The following is a 21,594-nucleotide window of genomic DNA, read 5'->3' on the forward strand; positions in this document are numbered from 1 at the left end:
AGAAGCTGGAGGGTGATCATGGCACTTCAAAAACACAACGACCGCTGGTGGTCGGATATCGTCCGGACCGAAATTCGTCTGACCTCGAAAGGACCTCGCAGGCTCTGCATCCTGCCCCCATCCCTGATGGGGACAAGGCCGGATCGTGCCGCTGTTCTGAAAAGGATTACAGGCATTCTTTTTTCGAAAGCCCGAGCATTACTTGCCCGCCAGCCTCCGGCCATGTCGACTGTTGTACGCGATGACGCTGCCGAAGCCTATCTACACGCCTGCCTCGCTGCACCATTCTTTTTCTATGTGTCGCCAGCGACCTACGGCCTCGCAGACAATGTTACCACTGATGAAAAAGGCATCGAGCGCAAGGCCACACTGCCGGGGGATGAGGTGTGAGTTCCCGGCCAGTTGTCACCAGCGGGAACGTCATCTTTTCGCTGAAAACATTTCTTGCGGCGATGGCGGCATATCTTGCAGCCATTTGCTTCGATCTCAACCGGCCGTCCTGGGCGGTTGCAACCGTCTACATCGTCGCTCATCCCCTGTCCGGCGCGATCTCGTCAAAATCGGCATATCGGCTGCTGGGCACAATCATCGGCGGTGGTGCAACGATCCTCATGGTCCCGAATCTTGTGAACGAACCTATACTTCTTTCCGGCGCGATCGTCCTGTGGGTCTCCGGGTGTACCTTCGTCAGTCTCCTTGATCGCACACCGCGTAGTTATATTTGCCTGTTGGCGGGCTATACCGTGCTTCTTGCAGGACTGCCGCTCGTCAACGCTCCGGTAAACACCTTCGATATTGTCGTTTCCCGCACCGAGGAGATCGGCCTCGCAATCATCTGCGCGTCGATTGTCAGTCACGTTGTTTTTCCGGTTCACGTGGGGACGACCCTTCTCAACCGGATCGATGGATGGATGGCCAGGGCGCAGGAGCTTTTCGAAGCCACAGCAACCGGAAAAAAGGACGGAAACCAAAGCCGGATGGAACGCCACGCCCTGGCGGCAGAGGCTGCCGATCTGCGGTCGTTCGCGGTTCATCTTCAATATGACGGATCCAGATACCAAAGCAGAGTGGCACTGGTAAGGTCGCTGCAGCACCGGATGCTTTCCTTTCTGCCGCTACTGAGCGAACTGGAGGATTTGCGACGATCACTGGGCAGGTTTGACCCGGGTGGTCGTGAAAAGGCATTGGCGATAATCGCCGAGATGGATTCGAGACCGAGAGGCTCCTCCTCCACGATCGATGCGCTCGCCTTCTCCACCTCGCCTCCGACATGGGAAGAACTTCTTCTCGTCAGATTTGCCCGAGATCTGCGGGCTGTTGTTCGGCTCTCTGACGAGTGCCTCACTCTTCGAAAATCCATTGAAGATGAGGGCGGACGTAGAGCGGCTGGCGCGTCCGACAGAATGCCTGCACTGCATCGGGATATCGGAATGGCTTTGCTGTCATCGCTGACGGTTGCAGCATGCCTTGTCACTTCCCTCTTCTTCTGGATCGCAACCGGCTGGTCCGACGGGGTTACCTTCGCCCAGATATCGGGCGTCCTTTGTTGCCTCCTCGCCACCATGGATGATCCGGTCCCTGCCATGCGCAAGTTTGTCAATGTGACGATCGGTGCGGCGATTGCGGCATTCATCTACGGCTTTGCGATCCTTCCGGCAGTCGACGGTTTTGCGTCGCTCGCCGCTGTTTTGGGACTGTTTCTGATGCCGGCGGGCCTATGTCTCGCAGTGCCTTCGCTTGCCCTCGTCGGCATGGGTCTTTGCATAAATTTTCCGCTGCTTCTTACCCTTCAGGCCTATCCAGCGACAGACTTCATCAGCTTCGTCAATGCCGCAGCGGCCACCATACTCGCAATGGTCTGGACGATCACGGTTTGCAGCCTCCTTCGATCCGTGCGAAGCGAGACAAATGACAGAAGGCTTTTTTCTGTTATCCGGAAACATGTCGTAAGCATCGCGGTTGGCAAGCAATCCGACGTCCTGGTCACCCACCATCGCATGATCGACGTTGCCGGTCTGTTGGCCTTACGAATGGCAAAACGACCAGCGGTCTTGGAAATTGGCGACTGCGACCTCTTGAGGGAGGTCCGGGCAGGGCTGCATCTGCTTGCAATGCAGGAGCTTGTGCCCAAGGCTTCGAACGGTATCCGGCTCGCCGCCAAACCGGCCTTTCAGGCGGTCGCAGCCCTGTACGGTGCCCGTGCCGCTAAAGGTGAGGGCTCCGTGGAAAAGGCGGTGCAGGCGCTGGATGGTATGATCCTTTCCCCCGCGGCCGCCACCGCGATGGATACCGAGCTTCTGATGCGCGCCGTTGCACTTCGCCTCTGCATTGCTCCGGACGCTTACGCTCCCGTTTACCCAACAGCCGGGGCGGGGAGGAAGCCCGCGTGACGGAGCAGGTCGAACTCTATGGCGTCTTTCTGCCCTCGCTCGCGGCGCACGCATTGTTTGCGTATGCAGCCCTGCGCCTTCTCACATCGCTTCTCGGCAAGATCGCATTCTACCGTATGGTTTGGCACCGCTCACTGTTTAACCTTGCGCTGTACATTACCCTTGTCGGCGGATTTTCTGCCGCTATCAACTGGTTTCAATGACATGAAAAATCTGACGCTCACCACGGGTCAAGTGCTTCTAACCCTGTCGATGACGGCATGTGCTGCGATTCTGGGCTGGCACTTGTGGTCTTTCTACATGGAGGCGCCATGGACCCGTGACGCCCATGTCCGCGCTGATATCATCCGATTGGCACCAGATGTTTCCGGGCCTGTCGCCGAGGTTCTGATATCAGACAATGCGCAGGTGGAAAAAGGAACGCCGCTGTTTCGCATTGAAACGGATCGCTTCTGCCTCGCGCTGCGCGAGGCAGAAGCGAAGGTAACGGGTAGCAGGGCGGCTGCGGAGATGGCGAAAACCGATTTTGAGCGGTATCAATTGCTTGCCTCAAAGGAAGCAGCCAGCCTGAAGGAGCGACAGCAAGCGGAAAGCCGGATGTATCAGGCAGAGGCCGCCTATCGATCTGCACTGGTCGCGCGGGATCTGGCAAAGCTGAACCTTGAGCGGACAATCGTGAGAGCGCCGGCGTCCGGGGCAATTACGAACTTTTCCCTGCGCCGGGGTAACTATGTCCTGGCTGGAACTGCGGTGGGCGTCCTGGTGGAAAAAGAATCCATCTATCTTGCAGGGTATTTTGAAGAGACAAAGCTACCGAGAATCCATATCGGTGATCCAGTTACGATCAATATCATGGGTGAAGCCCAATCGGTCACCGGGCATGTCGCGGGAATTGCTGCGGGGATCGAGGATCGGGAACGAAGCGATAGTGCGGGTTCGCTGGCAAGCGTGACGCCGACATTCTCATGGGTTCGACTTGCCCAGCGAATCCCGGTGCGGATCGAGATCGATGAGGCTCCGGCGACGGTTCGGCTGGTCGCGGGAAGGACGGCGACCGTTTCGATTGAGCAAAAGCGGGACCAGGCGGCACCTCCTCTCCCATTGCCCTCCGCCATCACACCCTGATCGCTACCAAAGCCGAGTTCTAAGGCAATGCCGAAGCGCAGGGTCTAACGGCAGGCTGAGGCGGAACCGGTCGTCGCAGAGACCGTTCACTCAACGATTTCAGGGGAAGCGCGATGTTTGAAAATTTCAAGCTGGAAATGATCACGGTTCCGGAAACAACGCTCCGGGTTCGCCATGGCGGAAGTGGTCCACCGCTTCTTCTGCTGCACGGACATCCGAGAACACACACAACCTGGTACAAGGTGGCCCCCATCCTGGCCGAGAAGTTCACGGTTGTTTGCCCCGATCTGCGAGGTTTCGGGAAGTCTGGCAAACCGGCTAACCCGTATGATCATGAAGCGTCGTCAAAGCGGGCCAAGGCTCGTGACTGTGTCGCTCTCATGGAACATCTCGGCTTCAACCGGTTCTTTCTGGCGGGCCACGACCGCGGCAGTTACACCGCATTTCGTACTGCGATGGACCACCCTGAAAGGGTTGAGAAGCTCGCAATCCTTGATGGGGTTCCGATCCTGGAAGCGCTGGAGCGATGCAATGTTAGCTTTGCCACGCATTGGTGGCATTGGTTCTTCTTTGCTCAACACGACAAACCCGAGCGGGCCATTCTTTCTGATCCCTTGGCCTGGTATGGCGGCAGCGAGGCTTCCATGGGAAAGGGAAACTTCGCGGACTTCCGCTCGGCTGTTGAAGACCCAGCGACTGTCCGGGGAATGCTGGGTGACTATCGCGCGGGTGTTCACATAGACCATCTCCACGATCTTGATGATCGAAATTCCGGAAAAAGACTGACATGCCCGCTTCATGTCCTGTGGTCACTGCAGGACGATCTGGAAATGTTGTATGGCGATGTGCCGGCGGTATGGCAGCCCTGGTCGAGCCTTCCCGTTTCGGGCCGGGGAATAGAGAGCGGACATCACATGGCTGAAGAGGCCCCTGTTGAACTGGCGCGTGAGCTCATCTCATTTTTCACAGCGTGAAGACATCGATCGCCCCCACCCCTTGCCGAAGAAATGATCAGCATTGTCGCTGGGTCTGTTGGCCCGATGCTGCGTGATCCGTTGGTCTCATAAGAGCGAACACCTGCAAACAATCGTGTTGGGGTTCCGCGCTACTTCGTGCGATCAAGACAACCGTGACCTCAATCCGGAACGCAGCAGGATCATGAAGGCGGGTGCGCCGATAATAGCGGTGATGATGCCTGCCGGAAGTTCGAGCGGCGCGATAATGCTGCGACCGACGGTGTCGGCAAAAGCCAGCATAACAGCGCCCAGCATCATTGCGATAGGGAGATTTTTTTCGTGGCGTGCTCCGGTAAGAAGTCGAGCCGCGTGCGGTGCGAGCAGGGCAACGAAACTGACGGCCCCGATGGAAGAAACGGCGATCGCCACCGCACAGGCGGCATAGACCATCGCGTATTTGCTCGCGGTTCCCGTCGCCAGGCCCAGTGAGCGGGCCTTTTCGTCCCCAAGCAAAAAGGCGTCGAGATGGCGACTGAACAACAGGCCTATAGCCGACAATGCAAAAACCCACGGCATCAGCATGGAGGCGTCGGCGTAGCCGCGGGCGTGCGTCGAGCCGACGAGCCAAGAAAGTGCCTGAGCCGTTTGCAAGCGCGCCTCCACGACAATGATTGTTGCGACCGCGCCCAGGCTTGCGGCGATTGCGACACCAGCCAGAACCAATTTTTCCGGAGAATTCTTCGGCGCCAGCAACCGGAGCAGCAAAAGCACGGTGATGGCCCCCAACAGAGCGACGACCTGGAAAGTTGGCGTTGCTGGTGAAAGTCCCAGCAGGAGTGCGACGAGGCTAAACAACGCTGCTCCCTGTGTAAGGCCCAGCGTCTCTGGCCCGCACAGCGGGTTGCGCGTCACCGCCTGTAGGACCGTGCCAGCAGCAGCGAGCAACGCGCCACAGCCGAGTGCGACAAGAAGGCGAGGCGCGCGCAGGTCGAGGTTTCCTGTCAGCTCTGCGAGTGTCGATGATATTCCGTCGCCTGTCGCGAGACTTGCCGCCATCGTCATCAGGCCCAAGGTGACAAGGGCTCCAACGGCGAGGAGGAAAGGTGGGGGCGCAATGCCTATGGGCAAACCTATGCGGCGCTCCCCCCCTATCTTTGCCCTGCGCAGCAGGAATAGCATGACAGGTGCACCGAGGCAGGCAATCGCAACGCCTGTAGGTATGGTCGTGCCATTGCGCGCCAGAGATTGCGTGACGACATCTGCAAGGAGGAGGGTGATTGCTCCCCAAACCGCTGAAAGCGGCAGGTGGCGGTGATGCCGGCTTATACCTAATGCGCGCAATACGTTCGGGACTGCAAGACCGATGAAGCCGATGGGCCCTGCAATGGTTACGGCGCAGCCGCAAAGAAGAACGCCGATGAGCAGACCGAAAAGCGTGACGGCCCGTGTTACCCCAAGACTAGCCGAAGCCTTGTCGCCCAGTCCCAGCAAGTCGAGGGCGCGCGCCATCACGATGAGCGCCACGAAGGACAGGAGCACCAACGGGGTTGCTGTTGCGGTTCTGGACCATCCGGTCTGGTCCAGAATGCCGGACGACCAGAGTAACAGACCGGACGCCCGTTCGTCAGCAATAAGCACGATTGCCGATGACACCGCGGAAAAACAAAGCGACACGGCGACACCGGAAAGAGCCAGCCGGCCCGGCGGGGCTTGAAAGCCGCCGGCCAGTGCAAGGCACGCGGCCGCGCCAGCAAGGCCGCCGGCGCTCGTCACTACGATGGGCGGCAGAGACAAGGGAAGCAGCAAGGTCGATACGACGAGGAAAAGCTGCGCGCCACTGGTTACAGACAGTATATCCGGAGCCGCCAAAGGGTTCCTCAAGACGGTCTGAAGAACCGAACCTGCTAGCGCAAGCGCGGCGCCAGTTGATATCGCTGCGACCAGACGGGGCGCCCGAGTTGTTTCCAAAATTGCCTGCGCGAGCGTCTCAGGGCCTGTCGGAAAAAGAAACACATCCCTCAAGCCGACCAGCCTGCTTCCCACTCTCAATTCCAGCGCTGCCAGGACCAGCAGAAGGACCACGCCGACGGACCAGACAAGGGCTGGAGCAAATCGACGAAGGGGGAGGCAAGACAAATTCATATTTGAGCCAAGGCCTGACGGCTTTGCCGGTTGCCGGCGCCGATCCAGTCGACCATGCAGTAGGTTCGCCCGCTTCCATCTGGATGTGGCACGAGATCGACGTGGCACTCAAAGGCTTGCTGCAACAGGTCAGTCCGCAGCACCTGATGCGTCGGCCCAGCCGCAAGAACCTGACCCTTTTGCATCAGGACGACGTCATGGGAGATATCCATGACTTGATTGAGGTCATGAAGCACCGCGATGATCGTAAGACCTTCCTCTGTGTTGAGTTTGCGCAGGAGGGTCAGCAATTCGGCCTGGTGTCTGATGTCGAGAAAGCTCGTGGGCTCATCAAGAAAAAGGATGCGCGGCTCCTGCGCCAGAGCCATCGCCAACCAAGCTCGCTGCCTTTCACCGCCGGACAGGGTCGTGAGTTGCCTCGCACGCAAATTTTGAAGGCCGACGCGAAAAATGGCGCTTTCGATAATCCTGCGGTCCCGTGTCGACAGTCGACCAAGCCAGGGACGGTGAGGATAACGGCCTTGTTCAACGAGTTCTTCGACGCTCAGGCCGATGGGAACCTCTGGTGTCTGGCTCAGGACGGCAACCTGGCGGGCGACGGTGCGTCGCGACAACGCGTTGAGCGGCTGCCCGGACAAGCGGATTTCGCCTTCCGTCGGGTTCTCGAGTCCGGCGAGGCATTTGAGAAGCGTGCTTTTACCGGAGCCGTTCGCGCCGCATATGACGGTAATCCGGCCTTCAAGCGCAACGGCATCGACCTTTCGGAGCGCTTGAGCCTGATCATAGACGACGCTGAGACCAAACGCCTGAGCCGCGATGGCCTGCGTCCTCTGTTTGCTCGGCGGCCTGTTCATCCTGCCACCTCACGCATGGCCTTGCGAAGAGAGGACAAGCTGCGATAACCGACGTCCGCCGCTGCCTCCTCCAGGCGCGCTCCCTCGGCCTGGCGGCGCATGACATGCGCCATGCGCAAGCGACGCCGCCATTCGGCGAAACTCATGCCGGTCTGAATTCGGAATTTCCGGGTCATGGTGCGCCTGCTCATGCCGAGATTGTCTGCCCAGCGATCTATATCGAGATCGAGCGACGGTGTTTCAGAAAGATCCCGACACAGCCGTTGCAATCGCTTGTCACTTGGCATTGGAAGCGCAAACGGGCCTTCCTGCGCATTTGCGATCTCCTCGAGCATCAGTGCCGCGAGATGTCCGCCGCGGCCATTTTCGTCATAAAGGGTCGGTTCGTTCAAAAACGCCCCAACCGTTGCCGAAAGGAGTGTGGAGGTTGAGATGACACGCGTCGGCTCCCATGGCATGGCGACGCCTGGATCCGGTTCGATGTAGACCGACTGCATGGAGACCCGCCCGTGTGAATGAACCGCGTGCGGTATCTCCGGGGTAATCAGCAAACCGTAGCCACAGGGGATGATAAATGAGGTGTCGGGGGTACGGGCGGTCATGAATCCGTCGATGATCTGTAACAATTGGCCTCGGCGATGGCTGTGCCAGCCAAAATCGACGCTTTGCTCGTAGGTCCGTGCCATGGCAGCGACGGGCCGCGGCACATTTTGAAGGTCGGCTGCCCTTTGCGGCTGTTTCATCATGGTTCCAGGCGATGGGATTTCTCATAGCAGTCTCACGACCGCATCCAACGCAGAGAGCCATAATCGCGCAGCGTCCATATTTCAAAAGGAAAGATTGGCCCGACAAAACAGAAAACTACGATTCAGCCAGATAAGGCCACTAAATGGCCCGGAAAAGCTCGATTTTGACCTGACAATGCTGATAAAAAAAGTCTAGTTAAGCGGCCAAGCGTGCGGGATTTGGCAAACACTGCGGACAGTCCGGGGTACCCTTCGCGCAGTATTCCTATCACAGGTCCTCGAATGCAGAACACCGTCCTTCGCCTTCGCACATCAACCGGCCACGACACCAGAAAGCGGCTCCTGTTTTTCGTGTCGGGCGTTGCGTTGAGCGCGCTCGTCCCCCAGAAGGGAACGGCTGAGGCACAAGAGACAAATGCTTCCACCGTGCTTCAGCCGATCGTTGTCCAGGGGACAGCGGCGACAAAAGGGGCCCGTGTCGAACAACGTGGCTACGTAGCAACGCAGTCGGCTTCAGCCACCAAGATCACGACGGCGATAGCCGAGACACCGCAATCTGTCTCCGTCGTGACCCGCGGCGCCATGACAGATCGAGCCGTACAGACGGTGGCGGACAGCTTGCTCTATAGCGCGAATGTCAACGGCCAACGCTACGGCAACGATCCCCGTTCCGATTACTTCAGCATTCGCGGCTTTGGCGCCGATCTTTATCTCGACGGCTTGCGCGTGCCACAGATTGCAAACCAGACAGGCGGCTATGCTGGCTTTCGCGTGGAGCCTTACTTCCTTAATCGGGTGGAAGTGCTGCGCGGACCAAGTTCCGCGCTTTTCGGCCAAACGAATGTCGGCGGCGTTGTCAACATGATCAGCAAGGATCCATCAGAGACAGCTGGCGGAGAAGTCTACACCCGTTTCGGAAGTTACAAACAGAAGGAAGCAGGGTTTGATGTAACCGGCCCTCTCGGTGCGGATTCCGATCTTACCTATCGCTTGGAAGGCATTATCCGCGACAGCGAAACAATGAACGATTTCGGAAAAAACGACCGTTTCGCCATAAGCCCGACGGTCAGGTGGTCGCCGGATGAAGATACCAGTCTCACGGTATATGGCGCTTACATGAAGGATGACGCCGGCCAGGTGCCCTCGCTTATTCCTGCCGTCGGGAGCATCTATCCCAATCGTCTCGGTTTAACGATACCGCGCAGCTTTTCGGACGGAGATCCCTCGCTGGCGATCTACGACAAGGAAACGGCCTATATCGGATATCGGCTGGAACACGCATTTAACGACGATCTCGTTCTGCGCCAGAATTTCCGGTACTCATACCTGGACGTCAATTATCAAAACCTTTTCGGCAATGGTCTTTCCGCTAACCAGCGCACGCTTTCACGCCTCGTCTACAATGCGCAGCCAACGCTCAACGCCGTGGCGTTGGACACCAATCTTGAGTACAGGTTCGACAGTGGGCCAATCAGCCATACGCTTCTCGGCGGTATCGATGTGCAGTGGCAAAACCTCGTCAACAGGACAGGATCACGCAGTGGCCCCACTCTCGACCTGTTCAACCCGGGTTACGGCATTGGCGTACAGCCGGCAGCACTGACGACACACCTTGATCAGACACAGCGTCAGGTTGGTTTTTATCTGCAGGATCAAATGGAACTCGGCGGCCTTCGTCTGACCGTTGGCGGTCGCCAAGACTATGTCAGTAACGACTCCGACAGCACCGCTCTTGCCAGCGGTCTTACCACCCGATACCGGCAGGACGATTCAGCTTTCACGGGCAGGGTTGGTGCCGCTTATGTCTTCGATAACGGCCTTGTACCCTACGCGCTATATTCAACGTCCTTCTCCCCGGTGCTGACATTGACGCCAACGCCGCTGAAGCCAACCAAAGGCGAGTTGAAGGAAGTCGGTGTGAAATTCGCGCCACAGGGGGACGATTTCAGCCTGACCCTGTCCGGGTTCGAGGCAACGCAACAGAATGTCGTCAATCGTGTTGCAAGCGTTTATTACCAGACTGACGAAGTGCGCGTTCGTGGGATCGAACTGGAGGCCAACGCCACGCTTTGGGACAGCCTCAACCTTACTGCGGCGGCGAGTTGGCAGGATCCTGTGGTAACCGAGAGCCAGACGCCAGCCCAGATCGGGAAGATGCCGTATACCGTTCCAAAGCAGCAGCAATCGCTGTTCGTGAGCTATGATCTGCCGATGCCAGATAGCTGGAACGGCAAATTGACGCTTGGTGCAGGTGTCCGTCGCATCGGCAAGACTGCCGGGGATACGGCGAACTCATTCTTCGTTCCTGGTTATACGCTGGTGGATGCATTTGCCCGTTACGAACATGATCGCTACTCGTTCCAGCTTAACGGGTACAATCTCGGCGACAAGACCTACGTCGCCGGTTGCAACACCCCCACGCAGTGCTATTACGGGCAGGGTTTGACCGTTGTCGGAACAGTGAGCGTGAAGTGGTAGCTGGTATTCGCAGACGATCGTTCTTGAGCGGCGCGGTGGCTTTAATGGCTGCGCCAGTGGCACTCGCCGCCTCAGGATCTTCACGCCTGGTCACGCTCGATTGGACTGCCACCGAGATTGCCCTTTGCCTTGGAATATCGCCCGTTGGGTGCACGGAAATCTCCGGCTACAGAACATGGGTCAATGTCGCAAATGAAGGCCTTTCGGACGCCGTTGACGTTGGACGACGACAGCAGCCAAGCCTGGAAGCGATCCGCAAATTGCAACCTGACCTCATCTTGACGTCTCACTACCGGCACGCGTCCATCGCCCGTGCGCTCGGTAAGATCGCTCCGGTTCACCTGATCGACGATCAGGAAAACGACGGTGACATGTTGGTAAGCGTCTATCAGAGCGCCCGTCAGGCGGGCGCAGCACTTTCCCGATCGGATGATGTCGAAAGGCTCCTCGCACGTTTCGATGATGATATCGAAAACCTGAAATTGCGCGATGCCTGGCAGGCAGGCCGCAAGCTGGTTGTCGCGCAACCATTACCTGGCGTTCCGCGGTTACGGGTCTTTGCACCCAACGCCGCAATTTCGAGCCTTCTCAGGAAAATCGGTTTTGCCGATGGCATTGAAATGCCGGCGCAATCCTTCGGCTTTACGACAATCGATCTGGAAGGACTTGCGTCTCTCGATAGCGACAGCACCTTGTTCATCCTTGGCGAGTCCGTTCCGGCTGATCTTCTCCACGCTTCGCTCTGGCCTATGCTGCCTGTCGTTGCGCAAGGAAATGTCCGTTTGACTGGCACACCCTCCTGGCCGTTCGGTTCCACCGCCTCGTTGCAGCATCTGACTCGCCAGATCGTCTCCCGGTTCGTTTAGGCGGGCGGGAGCGTATGCGAAGGTCAGAGGTTCTTGGCGAATTGCTGCGGCAACCGGCACACTCGCAGTGGAGAGATTTCTTCCGGCGCAGGCGGCGCACCGACCTGACCTTCATTGAATTGCTGGAGCACGATAATCTCTTAGTGATACTCGGCAATTACGGTCGCCGACATGGGCCGAGCGCGCCCCTTGCCGCCGTTGCTGGCGAGTGGTCGAAGCGGTACTTCGCCAAGGTAATGAGACCGATTGCTACAGCTGCGATGCTGCTGGATTGGCGCATGCCTCTTACACCGGCAGACTTGAGCATGGACATCAGCGAAGAAGGGGAGATCGTTTCGCTTGGCCTGTCTGGTTTTGGTCGCCCGGTTCAAGCGAAATCAGCACAAGACCGTTTCGACTTTTTGTTCAGTGGCAATATCGAGGGAGTTATCCGAACTGTTTCGGATGTGAGCGGACTGTCTCGCAATGTCCTTTGGTCAAACGCGGGAAACATGTTCGAAGCCATCGCGCGCAGTTACGCCATGGAAAACCAGTTCCCCGATGCGGGCGTGGCCGATGCGCTGGAACTGCTTGAATCGCCTCACATGGCAGATGGCTCACGTAATCCGCTTTTCAGACCCATCCTCTACCGTCAATACGAGGGCAAGCCAAAGCGTCTCCGCCGCATCTGTTGCATCCGATATCTGATTAACGGACTGGATTACTGCAAGACGTGCCCATGTCTGAATAGTCGCTCTAGTCCGATGCATGATGCGTGTTATCGCGATATGCACGATGGATCGACCAATGCCGGCGGCAAGAAACAGAGCTAAGGACTTTGAATTCACGGGCCGGGCTGCAAGGATTTCGCTGCATCTTTGTGCGATTGTCTCACGAAATCGATAAATGCGCGCAAAGGCGCGGGCACAAGCCGCCGTCCGGAATAATAGAGGAACGGGCCGGAAAACCGCAGCCACCACTCTTCCATCACCGGTACCAGATCTCCTCTATCGAAGTGTGGCCTTAGCCAGTCTTCAAAAATATAAATGATGCCAGAACCGGCAATGGCTGCGTCGATACCAAGATCGGTGCCGCCGCCGAACTGAACAACGAGGCTACCTTTAGGATTTATGGCGATTTCTTCCCCATCGCGTTCGAATTCCCAGGAGGGAAGCGCGCGCCCCGAAAACCGGCCTAAAATACAATCATGCGAAAGCAGGTCTTGTGGATGTTGCGGTTTGCCTCTTCTTGCAAGGTAACCCGGCGATGCGGCAAGGGCATAGCGCTGCTGGCGCGGTCCGATCGGCAAAGCCACCATATCCTGCTCGAGCCGTTCGTCATAACGGATGCCTGCGTCGCAGCCGCTCTTTATGATGTCGACGAAATTCTCATCGGTCACGATTTCCAGCCTTATTTCCGGATAGGCCTTTAGGAACGGCGGCACGATCGGAGGCAGGACCAGCCTTGCAGCACTCATCGGAACATTGAGTCTGAGATCCCCCGAGGTGCGGCCGCGGCTGCTTTTCACCTCGTCGAGTGCCGATGCCACCTCTGCGAATGCGGGTCCGGTGCGCTCTAGCAAGAGACGTCCTGCATCCGTCAGGAGCACGCTGCGGGTTGTGCGATTGAATAGTCGTACCCCAAGGTCTTCTTCGAGACGCTTCACCGCATCGCTCAACGCCGAGGAGCTGACTCCACTTTCGCGCGCGGCCTGCCGAAAACCTTTGGATCTAGCCACCAGTAAAAACGCATTCAGATCCGGTAAATCCGACACCCTGCTCTCCAAACACAAAAAACAATTGTCCGTCCTCACGGACAACCTGTCCGGATTATAGCTTCTTGTAGCGTATATGCCACCTGTCTATTTTGTAGGAACACAAGGAGATGGACCATGAGCACTATTGCAACTTCAGGAACCTTCACGCTTGGCGATCATACGGTGCGCCGGCTGGGCTATGGCGCGATGCAGCTTGCAGGCAAGGGCGTTTTCGGGCCTCCGAGCGATCGTCCGGAGGCCATAGCCGTCCTGCGCGAGGCGGTGGAAAGCGGCGTCAACCACATCGACACCAGCGATTTCTATGGCCCGCATGTTACAAACGAGATAATCCGCGAAGCTTTGCATCCCTATGACAACGACCTTGTGATCGTCACCAAGGTCGGCGCAGGCAGGGGCGCGGACGCTTCGTGGTATCCGGCGTTCTCGCGCGCGGAGCTGACACGGGCCGTTCATGACAACCTCCGCAATCTCGGAGTGGATGTGCTCGATGTGGTCAACCTGCGCGCTATGTTCGACGTGCACGGCCCCGCGGAAGGCTCACTGGACGAGCCTCTTGAGGTTCTGGCGGGTTTAAAGCAACAGGGACTGATCCGGCATATCGGACTGTCTAACGTCACGGCGAAGCAAATCGAGGACGCCGGAAAGATCACCGACATCGCTTGCGTCCAGAATCAGTACAATCTTGCGCATCGGCAGGACGAAACCTTAATCGACACACTCGCCTCCCGAGGGGTTGCCTATGTGCCGTTCTTTCCTCTTGGCGGCTTCTCGCCGCTGCAATCCTCTACCCTGTCTGACGTGGCCGCCCGGCTCAACGCCACGCCGATTCAGGTTGCGCTTGCCTGGCTTCTCCAGCGATCGCCGAACATTCTCCTGATCCCTGGCACGTCGTCACGGGGACATCTGCAAGAAAACCTCGCCGCTGCCAGGATAGAGCTCCCCTCGGAGGCACTGTTGGAGCTTGATAAGGTGGCTGCTTAATGCCGCTTGTAGAAATCTGGGGAATTTGTCGACGGGTTGTCATCTGTCCTCACGCCCGCTTTTGGCAACTGCTGCCTAGTCAGCGTCGCCCCAGAAGCAGACATTCGCTGCCATTGTCAGGACAAATTCACTAAGTGTCGAGGAAAGCGCGGACGGCCGGGTTTGACCGCCGGCTCTCGGGCCACAGCGCCGTGATGTTGTGCCGTCCCACCGCATAATCGGCCAGAACCTGCAATCCGTAAAGTGCCAGCGGGCTCGGTGCGCGCTGCTTTTGCCGCCTGCTCTATATCTTCGGCGTCGTGCAGCAGCCTGAGCGCACGCTCATGAAGATCGCGCCCCTCGGTCGTCAGGGCCAGGGAACGTGTCGTACGCGCAAAAAGCGAAACGCCGAGCTGCTTTTCCAGCCGCTGAATGCTTTTGCTGACCGCCGACGCTTCGCGCCAGAGGCGGTCACGTTCACTTGTGTCATCGCGTCTAATACTGAGGATGGCAAACGAATGCACCGGGTGTTGTTGAGGTGACTTGTCTGAACGCGCAGGAAAACGACGCAGTGCTTGAGAAGCCTGCATCGCTCGCCACGTCGGCGATCGCCTTTCCCTGAGCAAGTTGTTCCATGGTTCTTACTATCCGAGCTCGTTGCCTCCAAGCTTTCAAGGTCATTCCTGTCTCACGCGGGAACAGACGGCTTGCTGTACGAACCGAGGTTGCGGCGCGCGATGCCAACTCGTTTAAGTCCATGCGATTGCAACGATCACCAAGAGCGATCTCAGCCACACGCTTTGCGACAGGGTTCTTGGGCAAGGGAAGGTAGGTCGGCGCATCTGATACTGCACTCAATTCGAGAAGTACCAGCCTCACTACCAGCTCTGCCCTTTCCGTCACGTGGTCTTCTTCCATCGCTGCGACGAGCAAGGAGCGCAGCAGCGGCGTTACCATCGATGCAAAGACCCGATCGGGAAAATTCGACGGAGCCCAAGTCGCGATCGCAGAGGGTTGACAGTTTACCATCCAAAGCTCGGCGTCCGTCATGATGTCCAGGCGATGTGGAACACCTGCCGGAATCCATGCAACAAGTTGAGGAGGCACAAGCCAGACACCTTTATCCGTATGGAGCTGGATCATTCCAGAAGCAGCGTAGGTAAGTTGCGCTTCATCATGAGAATGCAGCGGCAGTGCTGAACCGCGCGGTTTCGTAATGCGATGGATATTGAAAGAATGGTGCATATCGAATGGCCTGTCCGCGATGCGGAATGGCATCACATCGATAAACTACACGTATATTAGAAAGATGGTCAATATTTTGGAGATGTGACGATGAAAGCTGCTGTCATTCGTGAGTATGGCTCAAACGACGTTGTGGAGATCGCCGAGGTTGATCGGCCAGAGCCAGGAGTCGGCGAGGTCTTGGTGAAGGTTCACGCGGCAGGGGTGAACCCGATCGACTGGAAAATTTGCAGGGGAGCGGGCAAGCGCATGGGGATGACCCTGCCGATTCACCTCGGAGAAGAACTTGTGGGCTCGATCGAGAAGCTCGGTGCTGACGTCGAAAGCTTTCGACAAGGTGAGGCCGTTTTCGGCATGGTACGCACTGGCGCTTTTGCCGAATATGCGGTCGCCAAAGCATCAAATCTTGTGCGAGTGCCTGACACCATTGACGTCCTCCGTGCAGCAGCCCTTCCACTGGCAGGCTCCACGGCTTGGCAGGCGCTCTTTGATGAAGCAGTATTATCGGTTGGACAACGTCTTCTCATTACAAACAGTTCAGGCGGTGTGGGTTCCCTAGCTGTGCAATTCGCAAAAGCAAAAGGGGCGCATGTTACGGCGGTAGCTTCAGGCCGCAACGAGGAATTCGTTCGTGCTTTGGGTGCTGACGAGTTCATTGACTACACGATCCGACCGTTTGAAGACGCAGCACGCGACGTCGATATCGTACTCGACACAATGGGCGGCGAGACGTTCGAGCGTGCTTTCAAAACGCTGAAGAGAGGCGGCTTTATGATTACGGTCGTAGCCTTCCCCAACGACGAAGCCGCGCGCTATGGTGTCAGCGTCAAGCGGTCGTTTACAGTTCCGAGCGCGCGGAACTTGGCTTCGATCGCGGAACTGGTCGAAGCTGGGAAAGTGGTGGCGCACGTCGATACCGTTCTACCCTTGGCGAAGATCAGGCAGGCGCTTGCACTATCTGAGGCCAGTCGGACTCGCGGTAAGATCGTTCTAACCCTCACTGACTGATACCCGCCAGTATTGCCCTTTATTCCATCGTGTGATGATCGCCTTGAGCCAATGCACGTCATGCCGTCGATTCACTAGAAGAGGTCTTCCGCTACGCGCCTACAGCAGTCATATGAACTATTACCGTTGGCGACCTGTATCGGGTGGCATCATAAGATTACAGGCATACTAGGGGTTGGCACTGAGCTCCGGCCTTCTAGCGAACCTGCCAGGAGGGCAACCAAGCCTTTTGCTGAACGCTGTGCTAAAGGCGCTTGCGGATTCGTAGCCTATTTCATCCGCGATCCGGTCGAGCGACTTTGCACCGCTCAGCAAGGCCTGCTTGGCGATAGCGATGCGCCATCGCGCCAGATACTCAATTGGTGCGCACCCGAGAATCTCGTTAAATCGCGCGGCGAAACCCGATCTCGACTTGCCAGCTATTCCTGCCATATCCGCTACCGTCCACCTTCTCCGAACGTCTTCGTGAATGGCACGCAGGACCCGGGCCATGGCTGGATCGCGCAGCCCGTTCAGCAAACCCGCCGAGGCAGTGTTGTTACCGATAATGTCCCACCTCAATGTCTCTATCAGCAGTGTCTCCAGCAAGCGTTGGACAATAAGTTCCTTGCCGGGATGTTCGGTAACGCACTCCTCAGACAGCAATTCGATTAAGCGGCCAAATCGCGTCCCGCGCCCCGCCGAAGCGGGAATATAAATTGCATTCGGCAGCAGCGCGAGCAGCAGCGGGGCGTTGGCACTCTCGATAGAGAAACTCCCGCCCAGCGCAACGAAATCTGGCTTTCCTTCTTGGTCGCCGTGGCGAACAGCTTCAGCCAGAGGTTCAGCAGTAATGCAGGGAGCTCCAGGTTTGCTACACAGGGAGAACGCGGGCGTAGTCGGCAAAAGGAGAAAGTCGCCTTCGTTGATCGGTAGGGGTTCTCGATCACCTAGTGTGAGCCATGCTTCACCAGTCAGGACCAGCGTAAATCCAGGTGCGTCATACGATCTGTAGCGAACGCCCCATTGGCCGCGCCCGGAGATGGGCTTCGCTATCGCGGCTCTGGGCCGAAGTAGCGTGATGAGATCACTTAAAGGATCCATTTTGGACGACTCATAAATTAACTCGGACTCTGAATTATAGATCGTCTTAAAGACTCCGTCTATCACTATCTGACCGCAACCAAGGAGACTGATATGACAAAGACCATTCTCATTACCGGCACATCGTCCGGCTACGGCAAGGCTACTGCCGAACACTTCCTTTCTCGCGGGTGGGACGTTCTCGCCACTATGCGGCGTCCGGATCCGTCACTCTTTGCTAAAACTGACCGGCTGCGCGTGCTGCCGCTCGATGTCACCAGCCCCGACAGCATCGCCAGCCTCATCGAGTCTGCCGGTCCAATTGACGTGCTGGTGAACAATGCCGGCGTTGGCGGCGTTGGTGCGTTCGAGGCGATGCCAATGTCCCTCATTCGACAGCTTTTGGAGACCAACACGATCGGTGTCATGGCGATGTGTCAGGCCGTAATTCCGCAGTTGCGCGAGCGACGCTCCGGAACCATCATCAATGTGACATCGAGCGTCGCCTTGGGGGCATTCCCACTGGCGGCAGCCTATACTGCCACCAAACAGGCTATTGAAGGCTTCTCGGCGTCGCTCGCGCATGAGTTGAGCTATTTCGGCGTAAGGGTGAAGCTTGTGGAGCCTGGTTACGCGCCGACCACGAGGTTCGGCGCAAATGCCATCGTTCCTGTCTCGGAACTCCTTCCCGGCAGCTATGCAGACTTCGCACAGCCGATCCTCGAGGCGTTTGCGCATCCCGCTCTGACCACCGCGGAAAGCGATGTTGCAGAAGCAATTTGGCAGGCCGTTCACGATACCGAGAACCGCCTTAGGTTTCCTGCTGGAGCGGACGCTCTCGCGCTTGCTCAAACGCTCTGATGAAATCGGCACGAGGGGGGCGGCAGCAAATTAGGCGGCCTTTCTGCTGCCCTTCGTGCCCTTCTATCCAGCGATTCACCAGGCTCGTCCCGTTATAAAATCCCCCTCGATTCTTCTGGGCGATTCCGGAGATCAGGCGCGTTCCCTCCGTTCCGATTTCACGCGCAGTGATTGCTCAGGCCAAGGATAAGCGCACGGTGAAGCCGCCTTGTGAGGCGAGCCTGAACGTCGGATGTCCTGGTGATAACATCAGGGATAGTCCTGTGACGAAGCATCCGATTGAAGTCATCACGTCTGTTGAACGCCGCCGGATAGCAAACACGTCGGTGCGGGTGATCGTTTCGGCGGTCTCTGCCGGTCAACTAATACCGTCCACGACATCTAGTCCCCGCCAGAAGCTCCGCGATGGAACGATCAAGCTTGGTCGGGGCCGATGTGTCATCGTGGATAGTTGCGGATCCCGACGTGAAGCCAGCCACTATTCCGATCGAAGATCGGCCGGTTTTAGGAACTGAAGCATAACCCCTGGTCACCTTTGGCATGAAATGGATCGCGCACAACGTAGAGATCTCGATGCCGGCAAAGACCGAACTCGCTAACGAGCTCAAGAGGCCAGGCGTCACTCTGCTGATCATCTGGGAGGAGTACCGCAACGTAAAGCTTTGTTGAGAACGTTGTACTTGCGGTAAAGCGCTGATGGCTGCGCGGCCATATGCAGACCATCCGGCAATCGCGATCCTCTGGAAGTCCACACACGAATTTAAGATCGCGCGAGCGCACAGGGTGGTCGGTGAGCGTCAGCAAATCGCACGACCAGGCGGATTCGACAGCTTGATGGAGTTCAAAATCAGCCCGCTCATCGCTGTTATCCCAGGAAAACCAACGATTACTGTTCGGTAACGCCTTCTGCGCGAAAAATGCATTTGATGACACGTCAATTTTCTTAAGTGACAGTCCGTTGGAAGTTGAATTCCAAAAAAATACGGTAATCAGCTAAACACTTCGCTGCACGCCACGCACTCCTATCGAACAGGCTTGGCTCTTCGACCTTTCCTATGGGCTTTCTCTACCGAAACTCCACGAAACTGTTGGATGAGCAAAATCGTAGCGACAGAGTGGAAATAGTATGTGTTTTTTCAAGCGAGCTGATGTAATCCTGCGACCCTATTTCAGGTTGCTGAAAGATATCGCTGCCACTGTCAGGCTCGCGCTAATCATATTTCTAGTGCTGTGGCCTTTTTTTATCGCCGTAATATTTCGGGCACTATCGAGCGGCCATGGCCGTTTTCCTCTTTATTTTTAAGGACTGCTTAGTCGAGAGAGTGACGTGTTTTCATTCGGCGTCCCTAACGAAGCCATTGACGACCATCGCCGTGTGCAAATGTAAATCCACTGTATTTCAGAAAGTTTCAGTTCTAATATTTGAGTAATTCGTCGAACGACTCGGGCCCATCGGACAGAACTTCATCTGTTTCATCCCTTTCGGTAAGGCACTTCCCCCTATTTCTATTTATAGACGCGAATAATGACCCGCTGCCCCACCCGGAACGGAGCGTCGCGACTTACCATCACGATCGAGGTTGCGGTACGGATGTCATTGCGTTCGCCAGGCATCCCGGTTGACTGCATTAAGACGGGGGAAATGCGGCTGATACGGCCCTGATATGCCTGCCCATTTCTGTCTTCCGCAAGCACCTCAACAGGCACACCGGGCTTCACATTATCGAGGAACTGCTCGGGAATTTCCGCCCTTACAATCTTTTGGCCTTCCGGCAGGATGGTGAACATCTCTGTCGAGCCGCTCGCCGCGGCAAACTCCCCGACCTTAATTCCCTGCCTGATAATGAAACCATCGACGGGAGCGCGGATCGTTCGTATTTCGACTTCACGGGCGGCAATATCGCGTCGCATCTTGGCGGCAGCGAGAACCGAGGCGGCTACCTTCAGTTCTCCGGTGAGATTGTCCCTGGCCGTCAGTGCTTCATCGAGGGCTTGATCCGAGACGGCATTTCCCGCCGCGGCGCGTTTAACCCTGTCGGCCTGGCGAGCAGAATTTTTCAATTTCATTTGCAGAAGATTATGTTGCTCTTCAGCTTGTAAGGCTTCCTCCGATGCAATCTTTGCCGATAACGACTCCTGGTCTGAATCGAGCATTGCCATGACGTCCCCCGTCTTGACCTGATCGCCTTCGTGCACCAGCAAGGATGCGACGATGCCGTCGCGAGGGGAGGTTACCCGCAAAAGCCCTCCTGGAATATCCACCACCCCCCTCGCGGCGGCCAGGATGGGTGGGCCGACAAGATCCGGGCGGTCGGTGTCTTCCTCCGCATTCGGGGACAGTGCTGTGAAATACAGGAGCGACAAGCCGATTAAGCCAGCGGAAGTTGTAGTCACTGCCGGACGTTTGATACGAGGGGGAAATTTCATGTTTTCAAGATCCTGTGGAATTTTTACCAGGGAAGGGGCGGACGTCCCTGAGCAAGCGTCCGTCTTCCATCTGGAGGACACGATCAGCCTGCTTGACGAGACGCATGTCGTGCGAAACACACAGCACCGCCGAACCGAAGTCTTTTGCTATGGATTGGAGAATCTCGACGATGTTGCGCCCGTTTTCGCTGTCGAGGGCGCTCGTCGGTTCGTCTGCGAACAGAATGGCAGGTTTTTTGACAATGGCGCGGGCAATCGCGACCCGCTGTTTTTCACCGCCGGACATTTCCGCCGGCCGCAGATGACTTCTCTTTGACAAGCCCACACTTGCCAATGCGTCGATAGCCCGCTTCCGGGCCTCAGCTGCCGGAACAGACATGTAGTCGAGAGGTATCTGCACCTGCTCGACCGCCGTCAGGCCCGGGAAAAGATTGAAACCCTGAAAAACAAACCCGCAATTCTTCAGACGGAATTCATCCCGCGCTTCATCGCTCAAGCACGAAAGCATGACATCCCCGGCGCTGACGGACCCTTCGTCTGCCTTTGTCATACCGCTGAGGATGGCAAGCAGCGTGCTCTTGCCACAGCCGGACGGCCCGATCAGCAGCGTGAATTCGCCTGCGAAAATGTCCACTGACACATTCGACAACGCCTGCATATGAATGTTGTGTATCGTAAAAGATTTACCGAGATTACGCGCGCTAAGGACAGGTAACAT

Annotated in this window: 20 protein-coding genes and 1 pseudogene; 11 read left to right on the forward strand and 10 right to left on the reverse strand. The window is 57.1% G+C overall.

Annotated elements, in window-relative coordinates:
- Nucleotides 1-18: 18 nt before the first annotated feature.
- The 5 genes from F617_RS0114490 (at nucleotide 19) to F617_RS0114510 (ending at nucleotide 4,489) form a co-directional block, all read left to right on the forward strand.
- Nucleotides 19-390, forward strand: coding sequence for a hypothetical protein (locus F617_RS0114490; protein WP_019565785.1), 372 nt, complete (start codon nucleotides 19-21; stop codon nucleotides 388-390).
- Nucleotides 387-2,390, forward strand: coding sequence for an FUSC family protein (locus F617_RS0114495; RefSeq protein WP_026330862.1), 2,004 nt, complete (start codon nucleotides 387-389; stop codon nucleotides 2,388-2,390). Before F617_RS0114490 ends, F617_RS0114495 begins: the two co-directional genes overlap by 4 nt.
- Complete coding sequence (locus F617_RS0114500) at nucleotides 2,387-2,593, forward strand: DUF1656 domain-containing protein (RefSeq protein ID WP_019565787.1); 207 nt, start codon at nucleotides 2,387-2,389, stop codon at nucleotides 2,591-2,593. Before F617_RS0114495 ends, F617_RS0114500 begins: the two co-directional genes overlap by 4 nt.
- A 1-nt stretch (nucleotide 2,594) precedes the next feature.
- Nucleotides 2,595-3,515 carry an HlyD family secretion protein gene (locus tag F617_RS0114505; protein WP_019565788.1) on the forward strand — a complete coding sequence of 307 codons (921 nt, stop codon included), beginning with the start codon at nucleotides 2,595-2,597 and terminating at the stop codon, nucleotides 3,513-3,515.
- 113 nt (nucleotides 3,516-3,628) lie between these two features.
- Nucleotides 3,629-4,489, forward strand: coding sequence for an alpha/beta fold hydrolase (locus F617_RS0114510; protein ID WP_019565789.1), 861 nt, complete (start codon nucleotides 3,629-3,631; stop codon nucleotides 4,487-4,489).
- A gap of 144 nt (nucleotides 4,490-4,633) precedes the next feature.
- On the opposite strand, the gene F617_RS0114515 is transcribed toward F617_RS0114510, so the two are convergent.
- Genes F617_RS0114515 through F617_RS0114525 form a run of 3 tightly spaced genes read right to left on the reverse strand, consistent with a single transcriptional unit; the run spans nucleotide 4,634 to nucleotide 8,210 of the window.
- Nucleotides 4,634-6,613, reverse strand: coding sequence for an iron ABC transporter permease (locus F617_RS0114515; protein WP_051093861.1), 1,980 nt, complete (start codon nucleotides 6,611-6,613; stop codon nucleotides 4,634-4,636).
- Nucleotides 6,610-7,467, reverse strand: a complete 858-nt coding sequence (locus F617_RS0114520) for an ABC transporter ATP-binding protein (RefSeq protein WP_019565791.1) — start codon at nucleotides 7,465-7,467, stop codon at nucleotides 6,610-6,612. Before F617_RS0114520 ends, F617_RS0114515 begins: the two co-directional genes overlap by 4 nt.
- Nucleotides 7,464-8,210, reverse strand: a complete 747-nt coding sequence (locus F617_RS0114525; RefSeq protein WP_034502199.1) for a helix-turn-helix domain-containing protein — start codon at nucleotides 8,208-8,210, stop codon at nucleotides 7,464-7,466. The genes F617_RS0114520 and F617_RS0114525 overlap by 4 nt, the downstream gene beginning before the upstream one ends.
- A 285-nt stretch (nucleotides 8,211-8,495) precedes the next feature.
- On the opposite strand from F617_RS0114525, the gene F617_RS0114530 reads away from it, so the two are divergent.
- From F617_RS0114530 to fhuF, 3 genes are read left to right on the forward strand one after another with little or no spacing between them, the layout of a single operon-like run.
- Nucleotides 8,496-10,691, forward strand: coding sequence for a TonB-dependent siderophore receptor (locus F617_RS0114530; protein WP_019565793.1), 2,196 nt, complete (start codon nucleotides 8,496-8,498; stop codon nucleotides 10,689-10,691).
- A 44-nt stretch (nucleotides 10,692-10,735) separates the two neighbouring features.
- Nucleotides 10,736-11,557: an iron-siderophore ABC transporter substrate-binding protein gene (locus F617_RS0114535; RefSeq protein WP_019565794.1), complete on the forward strand. Its 822-nt coding sequence runs from the start codon at nucleotides 10,736-10,738 to the stop codon at nucleotides 11,555-11,557.
- Between the two features lie 14 nt (nucleotides 11,558-11,571).
- The gene (gene fhuF, locus F617_RS27080; RefSeq protein WP_081626734.1) at nucleotides 11,572-12,369 is read left to right on the forward strand and encodes a siderophore-iron reductase FhuF; all 798 of its coding nucleotides are present in this window, start codon (nucleotides 11,572-11,574) and stop codon (nucleotides 12,367-12,369) included.
- An 11-nt stretch (nucleotides 12,370-12,380) separates the two neighbouring features.
- Here the strand turns inward: fhuF and F617_RS0114545 are convergent, their stop codons facing one another.
- Nucleotides 12,381-13,310, reverse strand: coding sequence for a LysR family transcriptional regulator (locus F617_RS0114545; RefSeq protein ID WP_019565796.1), 930 nt, complete (start codon nucleotides 13,308-13,310; stop codon nucleotides 12,381-12,383).
- Nucleotides 13,311-13,427: 117 nt separating this feature from the next.
- Here F617_RS0114545 and F617_RS0114550 point away from each other — a divergent pair, with 117 nt between their 5' ends.
- Nucleotides 13,428-14,294 (forward strand): aldo/keto reductase family oxidoreductase, encoded by an 867-nt coding sequence (locus F617_RS0114550; RefSeq protein ID WP_019565797.1) that lies wholly within the window; start codon nucleotides 13,428-13,430, stop codon nucleotides 14,292-14,294.
- A gap of 224 nt (nucleotides 14,295-14,518) precedes the next feature.
- On the opposite strand, the pseudogene F617_RS27945 reads toward F617_RS0114550, so the two are convergent.
- Nucleotides 14,519-14,725, reverse strand: a pseudogene (locus F617_RS27945) (LysR family transcriptional regulator); the annotation flags it as partial.
- A 43-nt stretch (nucleotides 14,726-14,768) separates the two neighbouring features.
- Complete coding sequence (locus tag F617_RS0114555) at nucleotides 14,769-15,518, reverse strand: helix-turn-helix transcriptional regulator (RefSeq protein ID WP_026330863.1); 750 nt, start codon at nucleotides 15,516-15,518, stop codon at nucleotides 14,769-14,771.
- 90 nt (nucleotides 15,519-15,608) lie between these two features.
- On the opposite strand from F617_RS0114555, the gene F617_RS0114560 reads away from it, so the two are divergent.
- Nucleotides 15,609-16,526, forward strand: a complete 918-nt coding sequence (locus tag F617_RS0114560; RefSeq protein ID WP_019565799.1) for an NADP-dependent oxidoreductase — start codon at nucleotides 15,609-15,611, stop codon at nucleotides 16,524-16,526.
- A 168-nt stretch (nucleotides 16,527-16,694) separates the two neighbouring features.
- Here F617_RS0114560 and F617_RS0114565 read toward each other — a convergent pair whose 3' ends face one another.
- Nucleotides 16,695-17,609, reverse strand: a complete 915-nt coding sequence (locus F617_RS0114565) for an AraC family transcriptional regulator (RefSeq protein ID WP_013637468.1) — start codon at nucleotides 17,607-17,609, stop codon at nucleotides 16,695-16,697.
- Nucleotides 17,610-17,702: 93 nt separating this feature from the next.
- Between F617_RS0114565 and F617_RS0114570 the strand changes: the two genes are divergently transcribed.
- Nucleotides 17,703-18,449: an SDR family oxidoreductase gene (locus F617_RS0114570; protein WP_019565801.1), complete on the forward strand. Its 747-nt coding sequence runs from the start codon at nucleotides 17,703-17,705 to the stop codon at nucleotides 18,447-18,449.
- Nucleotides 18,450-18,953: 504 nt separating this feature from the next.
- Here the strand turns inward: F617_RS0114570 and F617_RS28395 are convergent.
- From F617_RS28395 to F617_RS0114595, 3 genes are all read right to left on the reverse strand, one after another.
- Nucleotides 18,954-19,382, reverse strand: coding sequence for a hypothetical protein (locus tag F617_RS28395; RefSeq protein WP_155846268.1), 429 nt, complete (start codon nucleotides 19,380-19,382; stop codon nucleotides 18,954-18,956).
- A gap of 573 nt (nucleotides 19,383-19,955) precedes the next feature.
- Nucleotides 19,956-20,876 (reverse strand): HlyD family secretion protein, encoded by a 921-nt coding sequence (locus F617_RS0114590; RefSeq protein WP_019565805.1) that lies wholly within the window; start codon nucleotides 20,874-20,876, stop codon nucleotides 19,956-19,958.
- A 4-nt stretch (nucleotides 20,877-20,880) separates the two neighbouring features.
- The gene (locus tag F617_RS0114595) at nucleotides 20,881-21,594 is read right to left on the reverse strand and encodes an ABC transporter ATP-binding protein (RefSeq protein ID WP_013637475.1); all 714 of its coding nucleotides are present in this window, start codon (nucleotides 21,592-21,594) and stop codon (nucleotides 20,881-20,883) included.

The organism is Agrobacterium sp. 10MFCol1.1, from assembly GCF_000381165.1.
In the GTDB taxonomy this organism is placed as follows: Bacteria; Pseudomonadota; Alphaproteobacteria; order Rhizobiales; family Rhizobiaceae; genus Agrobacterium; species Agrobacterium tumefaciens.